At 69.8% G+C, this 11,974-nt stretch carries 11 protein-coding genes and 1 pseudogene; 2 read left to right on the top strand and 10 right to left on the bottom strand.

What is annotated here, in order from left to right; translation table 11 throughout:
• Positions 1–16: 16 nt before the first annotated feature.
• The 4 genes from RGE_RS17440 to RGE_RS17425 form a co-directional block, all read right to left on the bottom strand.
• A complete protein-coding gene (locus RGE_RS17440; protein WP_014429772.1) occupies positions 17–1,873 on the bottom strand; it encodes a nickel-dependent hydrogenase large subunit in 1,857 nt (618 codons plus the stop codon).
• Positions 1,874–1,905: 32 nt separating this feature from the next.
• The gene (locus RGE_RS17435; protein WP_043784250.1) at positions 1,906–2,994 is read right to left on the bottom strand and encodes a hydrogenase small subunit; all 1,089 of its coding nucleotides are present in this window, start codon (positions 2,992–2,994) and stop codon (positions 1,906–1,908) included.
• 232 nt (positions 2,995–3,226) lie between these two features.
• Positions 3,227–3,850, bottom strand: a complete 624-nt coding sequence (locus tag RGE_RS17430) for a DUF2238 domain-containing protein (RefSeq protein ID WP_014429770.1) — start codon at positions 3,848–3,850, stop codon at positions 3,227–3,229.
• 28 nt (positions 3,851–3,878) lie between these two features.
• Complete coding sequence (locus tag RGE_RS17425; protein ID WP_014429769.1) at positions 3,879–4,703, bottom strand: caspase family protein; 825 nt, start codon at positions 4,701–4,703, stop codon at positions 3,879–3,881.
• A 106-nt stretch (positions 4,704–4,809) separates the two neighbouring features.
• Between RGE_RS17425 and RGE_RS17420 the strand changes: the two genes are divergently transcribed.
• Positions 4,810–5,346, top strand: a complete 537-nt coding sequence (locus RGE_RS17420; protein WP_014429768.1) for a queuosine precursor transporter — start codon at positions 4,810–4,812, stop codon at positions 5,344–5,346.
• A gap of 31 nt (positions 5,347–5,377) precedes the next feature.
• Complete coding sequence (gene greB / locus RGE_RS17415; RefSeq protein ID WP_014429767.1) at positions 5,378–5,959, top strand: transcription elongation factor GreB; 582 nt, start codon at positions 5,378–5,380, stop codon at positions 5,957–5,959.
• Here greB and RGE_RS17410 read toward each other — a convergent pair.
• From RGE_RS17410 to RGE_RS17385, 6 genes and pseudogenes are all read right to left on the bottom strand, one after another.
• Entirely contained in the window at positions 5,950–8,232 is a 2,283-nt protein-coding gene (locus RGE_RS17410; protein WP_014429766.1) for a RelA/SpoT family protein, read from the bottom strand. The two genes, greB and RGE_RS17410, sit on opposite strands and share 10 nt — an antisense overlap.
• 85 nt (positions 8,233–8,317) lie before the next feature.
• Entirely contained in the window at positions 8,318–8,407 is a 90-nt protein-coding gene (locus RGE_RS25005) for a PEP-CTERM sorting domain-containing protein (protein ID WP_409077219.1), read from the bottom strand.
• 78 nt (positions 8,408–8,485) lie between these two features.
• Positions 8,486–8,856 (bottom strand): annotated as a pseudogene (locus RGE_RS24445) (DVUA0089 family protein); the annotation flags it as partial.
• A 200-nt stretch (positions 8,857–9,056) separates the two neighbouring features.
• Entirely contained in the window at positions 9,057–9,260 is a 204-nt protein-coding gene (gene rpoZ, locus RGE_RS17395) for a DNA-directed RNA polymerase subunit omega (RefSeq protein WP_009858930.1), read from the bottom strand.
• A gap of 34 nt (positions 9,261–9,294) precedes the next feature.
• Positions 9,295–9,915: a guanylate kinase gene (gene gmk / locus RGE_RS17390; protein WP_014429763.1), complete on the bottom strand. Its 621-nt coding sequence runs from the start codon at positions 9,913–9,915 to the stop codon at positions 9,295–9,297.
• Between the two features lie 34 nt (positions 9,916–9,949).
• A complete protein-coding gene (locus tag RGE_RS17385) occupies positions 9,950–11,866 on the bottom strand; it encodes a sigma-54-dependent Fis family transcriptional regulator (protein WP_014429762.1) in 1,917 nt (638 codons plus the stop codon).
• Positions 11,867–11,974 lie beyond the last annotated feature (108 nt).

Raw genomic sequence — 11,974 nt, 5'->3', positions numbered from 1 at the left:
GTCGGGCGCGGCGCTTTCAGCGCACCTTCACGGTCGTCAGTTCGCGGCCGTCTTCGCTCATCACGTGGGTCGAGCAGGCCAGGCAGGGGTCGAAGGAGTGCAGCGTGCGCAGGATCTCGACCGGCTGTTCCGGGTTGACCATCGGCGTGCCCAGCAGGCTGGCCTCGAAGGCGCCGATCTGGCCCTTGGCGTCGCGCGGGCTGCCGTTCCAGGTGGTCGGCACGACGCACTGGTAGTTCTCGATCTTGCCGTCCTTGATGCGGATCCAGTGGCCCAGCATGCCGCGCGGCGCGGCGACGGTGCCGACGCCCTTGGCCTCCTTGGGCCAGGTCGCCGGGTCCCACTTCTCGACGTTGGCGGTGGCGGTGTCGCCGGCGCGGATGTTGGCCACCAGCTCGTGGTAGTCGGCGAGCATCATCTCGCCGCAGTACTGGCCTTCGAGGCAGCGCGCCAGCGTGCGGCCGATGGTCGTCGGCAGCAGCTGCTTCAGGGTGTACTGCGTTTCCGGCAGGCCCAGGGCCTTGGGGATGGCGTGGTTGATCGCCTCGGCGGCGAAGTCCACCTGCTCCTTGACGCGCTGGCAGTACTTGTTGCCCTTGAGCGCATGGGCGTAGCCGAGGATGTAGCGCGACAGCGGGCCGACCTCGACGGCGTGGCCGCGCCAGCGCGGCGACTTGATCCACGAGTACTTGGCGCTCTCGTCGATGTTCTCGATCGCGGTGCGCGTGCCCTTGGTCTTGGCGCCGAGCTCGAACTTCGGCTCGGTGACGCCGTCCCAGGGGTGCAGGCCCTTGCTCTCGTCGGCGTACTGGTACCAGCTGTGGGCGACGAACTCCTGCACCTGCTCGGGGTCGCGCGGGTCGATGGCGTGGATCTCGTCCCAGTTGCCGTTGAGGATGACGCCGCCGGGCAGCTGGTGCGTCGCGTGGTCGTAGGCCACCTTGTCGTAAGTGCCGTAGTCGGCGACGTTCAGCGCCGAGAGGCCGCCGCCGTGCAGCCAGCCCGCCTGCTTGTAGATCGTGCCGATGGCCAGCACGTCGGGCAGGTAGACGTTCTTGTTGAACTCGATCATCTCGTCGATGCGAGCCTTGACGAAGTTCAGCCGCTCCATGTTGATCGGCGCCCCGGCGGCGCCGTTGCCGTCGAGGTTGATCGCGCAGGGCACGCCGCCGACGAGGTAGTTCGGGTGCGGGTTCTTGCCGCCGAAGATGGCGTGCACCTTCACCCATTCCTTCTGCAGGTCCAGCGCCTCCAGGTAGTGGGTGACGGCCATCAGGTTGGCCTCGGGCGGCAGCACGTAGGCCTTGCTGCCCCAGTAGCCGTTCATGAAGGGGCCGAGCTGGCCGCTCTCGACGAACTTCTTCAGCCGGTTCTGCACGTCGCGGAAGTAGCCCGGCGAGGACAGCGGATGCGAGGGCGACACCAGGTGCTGCAGCTCACTGGTCTTCTTCGGGTCGGCCTTCAGCGCCGAGACGACGTCCACCCAGTCCAGCGCGTGCAGGTGGTAGAAGTGCACCGCGTGGTCGTGCACCTGCAGCGTCTTGGCCATCATCTCGCGGATGAGGTGCGCGTTCTTCGGGATCTTGATGCCCAGCGCGTCCTCGACGGCACGCACGCTGGTCAGCGCGTGGCAGCCGGTGCAGACGCCGCAGATGCGCTCGACGAAGGCCCAGGCGTCGCGCGGGTCGCGGCCCTTGAGGATGACCTCCAGCCCGCGCCACATCGTGCCGGTGGAAACGGCGTTGCGGATGACGTTGTTCGAGTCGACGTTCACCTCGCAGCGCATGTGCCCTTCGATGCGGGTGACGGGGTCGACGACGATGCGGCGGCCGCTGTCGTCGAGCTTGAAGCCTTGGGTTTCGATGGCGCCCATGGGTGCTCCGGTGTTCTCGTTCGGGTGTGGGGTCAGCTGCGCGACTCGGCACGCGCGGCGGCGTCCGGGTCGTGCGACAGGCGCTTGATCACCGAGGCGGCGGCGTGCGCGGCGATGGCCGCACCGACGACGCCGGCCGCGGTGCCGCCGACCTTGTCGGCGTTGGCCTCGATGCCGAACTGGTGGATGTTGGTCAGGCGGTCGTAGAACGAGCCCTTGTCCCAGAAGCCGTCCTCGGAGCAGCCGATGCAGCCGTGGCCGGCCTTGATCGGGAAGCTCGTGCCTTCGTTCCACATCACCGTGGAGCAGGCGTTGTAGGTCGTCGGGCCCTTGCAGCCGACCTTGTAGAGGCAGAAGCCCTTGCGCGCGTTCTCGTCGTCGAAGCTCTCGACGAACTGGCCGGCGTCGAAGTGCGGCCGGCGGTAGCACTTGTCGTGGATGCGCTGGCTGTAGAACATCTTCGGCCGGCCCTGGCGGTCGAGCTCGGGGATGCGGTCGAAGGTCAGCATGTAGGTGATGACGCCGGTCATCACCTCGGCGATCGGCGGGCAGCCGGGCACCTTGATGATCGGCTTGTCGGTGATCACCTTGTGGATCGGCGTGGCCTGCGTCGGATTCGGCTTGGCGGCCTGCACGCAGCCCCAGGAGGCGCAGGAGCCCCAGGCGATGACGGCCTTGCAGTCGGCGGCGACACGCTTGAGCTTCTCCAGGAAGGGCTTGCCCGACTGGATGCAGAACATCCCGTCCTCGTTGAGCGGCGGGTTGCCCTCGACGGCCAGGATGTAGTTGCCCTTGTACTTGGCCATGATCTCGTCGAGGATGGCCTCGGCCTGGTGGCCGGCGGCGGCCATCAGCGTGTCGTCGTAGTCCAGCGAGATCATCGACAGCACGGCGTCCTTGGCCAGCGGGTGCGCGCTGCGGATGAAGCTCTCGCTGCAGCAGGTGCATTCCAGGCCGTGCAGCCAGAGCACCGGGGTGCGCGGCTTGGTCTCCATCGCGTGCGCGATCTGCGGCACGAAGGACGGCGCGAGCCCGAGCGAGGTGGCCGTCAGCGAGCAGTACTTGAGGAAGCTGCGCCGCGAGATGCCCTGGCGGCGCATGACTTCGTAGAAGGTCTCCATCGGATCGGGCTCCTCGCGTGGGTTCGGTCTTTGACCTAGCTCACACCCACGATGCGTGCCCGCTTTTCCTTGATCTAGGGAAACCCCCGATCGGCCGTTCCAAGTCATTGATTTGAAACAGCGTTTTTCAGCGCTTTTGGCGCGCTGCCTAAAGCTGGAACGCTGGGGCTGGCAGCGGCGCTGCCGCTTCGCCAGTGCTGCCGGCCAGTGAGTTGCCGCTGGCCGGCGGCGCTCAGCCGGCGGCGGGCAGGCGCGCGATTTCGGCGTCGTGCCGGCGCGACAGCAGCGTCAGCGCGCAGACTGCGCCGACCAGGGCCATGAACATGTCCGACTGCGTGTCCCAGGGATCGCCCTGGGTGCCGAGGAAGGCGTCGGCGTCCTGGCCGATGGCCAGCGCGACGCCCCATTCGATCAGCTCGTAGCTGGCGCTGATCGCCAGCACCACGCAGCCGACGAGAAAGGCCAGCATGCGCCGGCCGCGCACCACGCCGCCGCGCAGCAGGATCTCGCGTGCCGCGATCGCCGGCACGAAGCCCTGCATGAAGTGGCCGATCTTGTCGTACGGGTTGCGCGACAGCTGCAACCATTCCTGGATCTGGAAGCCCAGCGGCACACGCGCGTAGGTGTAGGCGCCGCCCAGCATCAGCACCGTGCAGTGCACGAAGACCAGCGCGTAGAGCAGCGTCGTCAGCGGATAGCGGCGGTGGGTGGCGGCCAGCAGCGGCAGCACGACCATCACCGGCACGGTCTCCAGCACCCAGGTCTCTCGTTCGTAGGGCTGCCAGCCCGACCAGGCGAGCAGGGCGATCAGCACGAGGGCGGCGACGGCGAGGGCGGGGGTGCGGCGGTCGGTCATCGCCGCCGACTCTAGCGGCTCGCCGGCCTCAATGCGCGACGGCGGCGGCGCGGTTGGTGGCGCGCGTCTCCAGCTGCGGCACCTGGCTGAACTTGCCCTTCATCGCCTGACGCATGGCCTGCAGCACCTCGTCGCGCGTGCGCCGGCCGCCGCCGTCTTTCGTCGCCTTGACGAGGTAGTAGGTGAAGGCGCCGTTGTAGCGGCCGTCGAAGTACGCGTCGGCGCTGGTCTGGTTGGCCTTGCAGCCGGTCCACAGCACGTGGTGCTCACCGGGCTGCTCGGCGTCGCGGCCGAGCACGAAGCCGGTGGCCTCGCGCTGGCGCAGCGTGCCCTGGCGGCTGGGCGGGGCGACGAAACGCGGCCGCGGCGCGTGCAGCGAGAACTCGGCGCCGCGCAGCCCGGTGCCGCTGTGGCAGGTGTCGAGGAAGACCTCCAGCTCGACGGCCGGCGGCAGCGCGGCGAACAGGTCGTGCAGCTCGTCGTCGACGATGATGTGCTCCGGGTCCCAGTCGCCGTCCTTCTCGGCGACGTCGTAGGGCACGAAGGCCTCGTCGACGCCGTCGGGCTCGTCGCCGCTGGTGTCGGCGACCTGGGTGCCATGCGAGGACCAGCTGAAGACGATGCGCTGCAGCTTGCCGGCCTTGGCCTGGTCGACGAACTTGGCCAGCCTGGCGAGGATCGCCGCCTTCGTCGCCTTCTTGTCCAGCAGCAGCGTGATCTCGCTCTTGCGCCAGCCCAGCGTGCCGGTGAGCAGCGCCGCCATGTCCTGGGCGTCGTGGACGCAGCCGTTGAGCTGGAACTGCGGGTAGCGCCGGAACTGGTTGATGCCGACGCACAGTGCACGTTGGGCCATGGATCCCTCCATCGTTCACATCGAAAGAAGGGCAGGCTATCGAGCGGCCGCGCACACGGCCCATCCCTAGCGGCGACAATACGGGGTTGTCTCGAGGATCGTGCCCATGAACCGTCTCCCGCTTGCCAGCCTGTCGCGCCCGATCGCGGCCATGGCCTGCGTCATCGTCCTGTCCAACGTGCTCGTGCAGTTCCCGGCCGGCGACTGGCTGACCTGGGGCGCGTTCAGCTATCCGCTGGTGTTCCTGGTCTGCGACCTGACCAACCGCGCGGTCGGCGTCTCCGAGGCGCGGCGCGTGGCCTGGATCGGCTTCGCGATCGCCGTGGCGGTGTCGGCGGTGCTGGCGCCGTGGCGCATCGCGGTGGCCTCGGGCTGCGCCTTCATCTTCTCGCAGCTGATGGACATCGCGGTCTTCAACCGCTGGCGCCAGCAGAGCTGGTGGAAGGCGCCGCTGATCGGCTCGGCCATCGCCTCGGTCATCGACACCTCGGTGTTCTTCTTCCTCGCTTTCGCCGGCACCGACGTGCCCTGGCTGCAGCTCGCCACCGGCGACCTGGGCATCAAGTGGCTGATGGCCGCGCTGCTGCTGGCGCCGTACCGCGCGATGCTGCCGCGCCTGCAGGCCTGGGTGCCGGTGCGCTGAGGCTGCCGGCGCCGCGCCGGCCGACGAGCCGATGAACAAGGCCTTCACCAAGGAAAACGACGCCGCCGACGACGGCGACGACGATCTGCCCGGCCTGCCGCCGCTGCCGGCCGGCACGCGCAACTACATGACGCCGCAGGGCTATCGCATGTTGCGCGAGGAGCTGATGTCGCTGCTCGACGTCGAGCGGCCGAAGATCGTCGAGACCGTCTCCTGGGCGGCCAAGAACGGCGACCGCAGCGAGAACGGCGACTACCTCTACGGCAAGAAGCGGCTGCGCGAGATCGACCGCCGCATCCGCTTCCTGACCAAGCGCCTGGACATCGCCGAGGTCGCCGATCCGTCGGCGCACCACGGCAGCGACCAGGTCTTCTTCGGCGCCACCGTCACCTACGCCAACGCGAAGGGCGAGGAGCGCACGATCACGATCAAGGGCATCGACGAGGCCGACAACCTGAAGGGCGAGGTCAGCTGGGTGGCGCCGATCGCGCGCGCGCTGCTGAAGGCGCGCGAAGGCGACGAGGTGCAGCTGATGACGCCCGGCGGCCTGGAGACGATCGAGGTGATCGAAGTGCGCTACCCGGCGCCGCCGGGCGCGACGCCTCAGGCCTGACCGGGCTTGTAGCGCCAGACGCGCAGCACCGCCGGTGCGCGCCGCAGCGTGCGCAGCACCTCGGCCAGGTGCACGCGGTCGCGCACGCTGACCAGCAGGCGCAGCTCGGTCGTTTCGGCGGCCGGCTCCTGGTCCATGTCGAGGTGGGTGATGTCGGCTTCGGCCGCGGCCACCGCCGAGGCGATCTGTGCCAGCACGCCCTTGCCGTTGTGGACCAGCGCGACGACCGTCGTCGGGAAGCTGCGCGTCAGCTCCTCGGCCCATTCGACGCGCATCCAGCGTTCGCTGTCGCGCTCGAACAGCCGGCGGCCGACCTGGCATTCGCTGGTGTGCACGACCAGGCCTTCGCCGCGGCCCAGGTAGCCGGCGATCTGGTCGCCGGGGATCGGGCGGCAGCAGTGCGCCATCTGCACCGACGCGCCTTCGCTGCCGTCGACGAAGACCACGCCCTGCGTCGGCGTGGTGTCGTCGCTGGCGTAGCGGCCCATCGTCAGCATCACCGCGTCGGGGCGGATGCCGCGTTCGGCCAGCAGGCCGGCCAGACGCTTGGCGACGATGGTCGCGATCTTCTTGCCCAGGCCGATGTCGGTGAGCAGTTCGCCGCGGTTGCGGTTGCCGCTCCAGCGCGTGAGCTGCTGCCACACGGCCGCGGCGTCGGCGTCGTCGGGGTCGGACGACGGCGCCTGCAGGCCTTCGGCGCGCAGCGCCTGGCCGAGCAGCTTCTCGCCCAGCGACTGCGATTCCTCGGCCTCGAGGTTCTTCAGGTAGTGGCGGATCTTCGAGCGTGCGCGCCCGGTGCGCACCATGTGCAGCCAGCCCGGGCTGGGGCGCGCGCCCGGCGCGGTGATGACTTCGACGACGTCGCCGCTGCGCAGCTCGGTGTGCAGCGCCACCGGCTCGCCGTTGACCTTGGCGGCGACGACGTGGTCGCCGACGTCGGAGTGGATCGCGTAGGCGAAGTCCACCGGCGTCGCGCCGCGCGGCAGCGCGAGGATCTTGCTGCGCGGCGTGAAGACGTAGACCGCGTCGGGGTAGAGGTCGATCTTGACGTGTTCGAGGAACTCCGCCGAGTCGCGCGTCTCGTCCTGGATGTCGATCAGGCTCTGCAGCCACAGCGCGCCCATGCGCTGCGCTTCCTGCGAATCGCTCTTGCCGTTGGTCTTGTAGATCCAGTGCGCGGCGATGCCGCGTTCGGCCACCGCGTGCATCTCGTCGGTGCGGACCTGGAACTCGACGGCGGTGCCCAGCGGGCTGACCAGCGTCGTGTGCAGCGACTGATAGCCGTTGGCCTTGGGGATCGCGATGTAGTCCTTGAAGCGCCCGGGCACCGGCTTGTAGAGCTGGTGCAGCACGCCGATCGCCAGATAACACTCGGGCAGCGTCGCGACGACGATGCGAAAGCCGAAGATGTCGTTGACCTGCGCGAAGCCGGCGTGCTTCTCGCGCATCTTGCGGTAGATCGAGTAGACGGTCTTCTCGCGGCCGGTGACCTCGACCTTCATCTTCTGCGCGCCGAAGGCGCGTTCGACGTCGCGCTGCACGCGCTCGACGATGTCGCGGCGGTAGCCGCGCGCGCGTTTGATGGCCTTGGCCAGCGCGCCGTGGCGCCAGGGATGCAGGTACTGGAACGACAGCTCCTGCAGCTCGCGGTAGGTCTGGTTCAGGCCCAGGCGGTGGGCGATCGGGGCGTAGATCTCCAGCGTCTCGCGGGCGATGCGCGAGCGTTTGTTCGCCGCCATCGCGTCCATCATGCGCATGTTGTGCAGACGGTCGGCGAGCTTGACGAGGATGACGCGCACGTCGCGCGCCATCGCCAGCAGCATCTTGCGGAAGGACTCGGCCTGGCTCTCCTCGCGCGTGCTGAACTGCAGCTTGTCGAGCTTGGTGAGGCCGTCGACCAAGTCGGCGGTCGGCGCGCCGAAACGCTCGATCAGCTCGGTCTTCGTGACGCCCTGGTCCTCGATCGTGTCGTGCAGCAGCGCGGCCATCACGGCCTGCACGTCCAGCCGCCAGTCGGCGCACAGGCCGGCGACGGCCAGCGGGTGCGTGATGTACGGCAGGCCGCTGGCACGGAACTGGCCCAGGTGCGCCTCGTCGGCGAACTTGTAGGCCTCGCGCACGAGCTTCAGGTCGCCCTTGGACAGGTAGGCGAGCTTGTCGGTCAGGCCGGCGAACGAGGCCGCCTCGGCGGGCGTCTGCTCGGGTTCAGGCGTGCGCGAACGCCCCTGCAGCGCGGCAGGCAGCAATTCGGCAGCCAAAGATCGGATCCCCATCGGGGTAATCTACCCGATCGGGGCACCCAATCCCCGAGGAAGGCCACGCCGTTTGATCGTCGGCGGCGCGGCGTTCGAAAGAGGGTCAACCGGCCGGCCTGCGGCGCCGGCGTGCACCCGTGGACATCAGCGTCAGGCCGCCGAGCATCAAGGCCCAGACCGCGGGTTCCGGCACCGGCGAGACGGCGACGTCGCTGACGTGCAGCGAGTAGAAGTTGCCCGAGAGCAGCGGGACCCCGCTCGTCTCTTCGAAACCCTGGCTCAGCAGCGATCCGACCGGAAAGTTCGAGAAGCGCGAGATGCTGAGCTTGTAGGTGCCGGCAGCCAGTTGGTCGACCACGAGCCCCGAGTCGAAATACGTCTGCGGGGGGCCAGGTTGGCCCGATCGTCGTTGAAATCGATCAGTTGCCAGTCGCTGCCGAACGCGCGCCAGATGCCGACCATCGGGTCGAAGTTCGCCCCGTTGTCGAACGAGTCGGTCCACAGCCAGAGCTCGGTCGTGGCCTCGGGCAGCGTCAGATCCAGCAGCACGACCTCGTCGGTCGTCGAGATCGTGCCTTCGAAAACCGAGGACAGCGCCTGGGCCTGCAGCGAGCAGGCGCCCAGCGCCACGGCGGCGAGCATGCGGGAGGTTTGCATCGTAGGCTCCGATGACGGCGTTGATGCATCCTGTGCGCCGGGGCCGGCGCAGCGTCATCCCTCGCTCCGGTGGCCGTCGCCCCCCCGGAGGTAAGCGCGTGTTGCCCGGGCACTCGGAAGCTCTGCGCCGTGTCCAGGCATGAAAAAAGGCACCCGAAGGTGCCTTTGTCCGTGGGTCGCGGCGATCAGACCGGAACCTTGCGCAGCATCTCCAGGCCGACTTCGCCGGCGGCGATCTCGCGCAGCGCGGTCACGCCGGGCTTGTTCTTGGTCTCGATCTTCGGTGCGTGGCCCTGGCTCAGCATCCGCGCGCGGTACGTGGCCGCCAGCACGAGTTGGAAGCGGTTCGGGATCTTGTGCAGGCAGTCTTCGACGGTGATGCGGGCCATGTGCGGAGCTTTCCGTGGAGAGAGAGGGGTCGAGTCAGAGCAGGTCGAGTGCGGCGAAGACCTGGGAACGGTTGCGGCACTGCGTCACGTACTTGAGGCGCTGCGAGTGCACGACCGTCTTGAGGTCGAAGAGCGCCGTCTCGAACAACTGGTTGATTATAACGTAGTCGAAGTGGCGGGCCTGGGCCACCTCGTCGCGTGCGTTCTGCATGCGCACCTCGATGACCTCGGCGCCGTCCTCGCCGCGGCGCAGCAGGCGCTGGCGCAGTTCGTCCCAGCTCGGCGGCAGGATGAAGATCAGCACCGCGTAGGCGAAGAGCTTCTTGATCTGCAGCGCGCCCTGGTAGTCGATCTCGAGCACGACGTCCTCGCCGCGCATCAGCCGCTCCTCGATCGCCTTGCGCGAGGTGCCGTAGAGATTGCCGTGCACCTGCGCCCACTCGAAGAAATCGCCGCGCTCGATCATCGAGCGGAACTCGGGCTCGGGGACGAACCAGTACTCGCGCCCGTTCTGCTCCTGGCCGCGCGGCTTGCGCGTGGTGTGCGAGATCGACACCGACAGGTGCGAGTCGAGCTCGAGCAGGGCCTTGACGAGGCTGGATTTGCCGGCGCCGCTGGGCGCGGCGACGACGAAGAGGTTGCCGGGCGTTTCCATCGCCGGATTCTACCGGCGGTGGCTTCGGGCTCCTTCAGCGCAGCCGCAGCTCGCGCAGCTTGCGGTACAGCGTGTTGCGGCTGATGCCCAGCCGGCGCGCGGCCTCCGACAGGTTGCCGGCGCAGGCCTCGATCACCTGGCGCACCGTGCGTTCGGACTGCGCACGCAGGTCGACCGCGTCGGCCACCGGCGCCGCCGGCGCCGGGCGTTCGCGCAGGTCTTCGGCGAGGTCGTCGCTCAAGTGGCCCCAGCCGATCTCGTCTTCGTGCTCGTCGAGCAGCGCGCAGGCGGTGGCCAGCGCGTTGTGCAGCTGGCGCAGGTTGCCCGGCCAGCGGTGGCGGGCGAAGGCGTGCGCGACCTCGGGTGCCAGCCGAACGTCACGTCCGGGCAGCAGCTCGCGCAGCATGCCGGCGACCAGCGCCGCCTGGTCGCCGCGCTGGCGCAGCGGCGGCAGCTGCAGCGCCAGGCCGTTGAGCCGGTAGTACAGGTCCTCGCGGAAGCGCCCGGCGTCGATCGCCTCGCGCAGGTTGCGGTGGGTGGCGCAGATCAGGCGGAAGTCCACCGCCTGGGCGCGGCCGCCGCCCAGCGGCACGACCTCGCGCTCCTGCAGCACGCGCAGCAGCCGCGTCTGCAGCGCCGAGGGCATGTCGCCGATCTCGTCGAGGAACAGCGTGCCGCCGTGGGCCTCGCGGATGCGCCCCGGCGCGCCGTCGCGCGCCGCGCCGGTGAAGGCGCCGGGGCGGTAGCCGAAGAGCTCGGCCTCGATCAGCGTCTCGGGCAGCGCGGCGCAGTTGACGGCGACGAAGGGCGCGTCGCGGCGCGCGCTGCTGCGGTGCACCGCGCGCGCGAACAGCTCCTTGCCGACGCCCGACTCGCCCTGCAGCAGCAGCGCGATCGGCTTGTCGAGCACGCGCCGGGCGCGGCCGATCGCGGCCTGCATCGCGCTGTCGCCGGTGTCCAGCCGCGCCAGCGCGTCGGCGACGGCCGGCGCCGCCGGCGCGGCCGGGCGCACGCCGAGACTGCGGCCGCCTTCGACACGCAGCCACAACGTGCTGCCGTCGGCGCGCTTCAGCGCATGCGCGGCGCTGCCGCGGCTCCAGGCGGCCAGCGTGGCGATGTCCAGCGGCAGCACGCGTTCCAGCGTCAGCGCGCCGATCGAACCCGGCGGCAGCCCCAGCATCGCCAGCGCGACGCCGTTGGCACCGACGATCCAGCCGTCCTCGGACAGCGCCAGCAGCCCTTCGGTGACGGTGCCCAGGCCCTCGGGCTGGGCGTGCAGCCGCAGCCGCAGGCCGGCGGCGTGGCGCGTGTCGAACAGGCGGTGCTCGATGATGCGCGCCGCCGAACGCACCAGCGCCAGCGTGTGGCGGTGGTAGCCGCGGTGGTCGCCCGAGATGTCGAGCACGCCCAGCAGCCGGCCGGCCGGGTCGGCGATCGGCGCCGCGGTGCAGGTCAGGAAGGCGTTGCGCTCCAGGTAGTGCTCGCTGCCGTGCACGACGACCGGCGCGGCTTCGGCGATCGCGGTGCCGATGGCATTGGTGCCGCGCCACTGCTCGTGCCAGCTCGCGCCGGGGCGCAGCGCGACCCGCTGGGCGCGGTCGACGAAGCCGGCGTCGCCCAGCGCGTGCAGCACCATGCCCTGGGCGTCGGCGAGGATGACCATGCTGTCGGTGTCGCGCGTCTGGTCGAACAGGAACTCCATCACCGGCCGCGCGTGGGCGACGAACTCGTGCTGATGGTCCAGCGCACGCGCGAGCTGCGCCGACGAGGCGTGCGGCGCGCCGGCGAAGCGCCCGGTGGGCGCGAGGCCGAAGTCGCGGCTGCGGCGCCAGCTGCGCGTCAGCGCCGGCGCCAGCGCGTCGTCGGCGAGGTCGCCGGTGTCGAGCAGGCGGCGGCGCGCTTCGCGCAGCCGGGCCGGCGGCGTGCGCGCGGCGAGCAGGGAACTGGGCATCGTCTTGTCTCCAGCGGGGCCTCTGACGGGCGCTCGTGTCGGTGCGTGGATCAGCCTAGCGCATGCCTTCCGCGCCGCGTAGCGGATCGACCCGGGGTGCGGCGCCGG

It is taken from the genome of Rubrivivax gelatinosus IL144 (assembly GCF_000284255.1).
In the GTDB taxonomy this organism is placed as follows: Bacteria; Pseudomonadota; Gammaproteobacteria; order Burkholderiales; family Burkholderiaceae_C; genus Rubrivivax; species Rubrivivax gelatinosus_A.
Note: the sequence above shows the minus strand (reverse complement) of the source record. Positions and strands in the feature narration are given on the sequence as shown.

What these genes read in the sequence shown, in the direction of transcription:
- RGE_RS17435 (WP_043784250.1), bottom strand. Translation starts at nt 2,994, where the DNA reads ATGGAGACCTTCTACGAAGTCATGCGCCGCCAGGGCATCTCGCGGCGC.
- greB (WP_014429767.1), top strand. Translation starts at nt 5,378, where the DNA reads ATGAACAAGGCCTTCACCAAGGAAAACGACGCCGCCGACGACGGCGAC.
- gmk (WP_014429763.1), bottom strand. Translation starts at nt 9,915, where the DNA reads ATGGAAACGCCCGGCAACCTCTTCGTCGTCGCCGCGCCCAGCGGCGCC.
- RGE_RS17385 (WP_014429762.1), bottom strand. Translation starts at nt 11,866, where the DNA reads ATGCCCAGTTCCCTGCTCGCCGCGCGCACGCCGCCGGCCCGGCTGCGC.
- RGE_RS17440 (WP_014429772.1), bottom strand. Translation starts at nt 1,873, where the DNA reads ATGGGCGCCATCGAAACCCAAGGCTTCAAGCTCGACGACAGCGGCCGC.
- RGE_RS17430 (WP_014429770.1), bottom strand. Translation starts at nt 3,850, where the DNA reads ATGACCGACCGCCGCACCCCCGCCCTCGCCGTCGCCGCCCTCGTGCTG.
- rpoZ (WP_009858930.1), bottom strand. Translation starts at nt 9,260, where the DNA reads ATGGCCCGCATCACCGTCGAAGACTGCCTGCACAAGATCCCGAACCGC.
- RGE_RS17425 (WP_014429769.1), bottom strand. Translation starts at nt 4,703, where the DNA reads ATGGCCCAACGTGCACTGTGCGTCGGCATCAACCAGTTCCGGCGCTAC.
- RGE_RS17420 (WP_014429768.1), top strand. Translation starts at nt 4,810, where the DNA reads ATGAACCGTCTCCCGCTTGCCAGCCTGTCGCGCCCGATCGCGGCCATG.
- RGE_RS17410 (WP_014429766.1), bottom strand. Translation starts at nt 8,232, where the DNA reads ATGGGGATCCGATCTTTGGCTGCCGAATTGCTGCCTGCCGCGCTGCAG.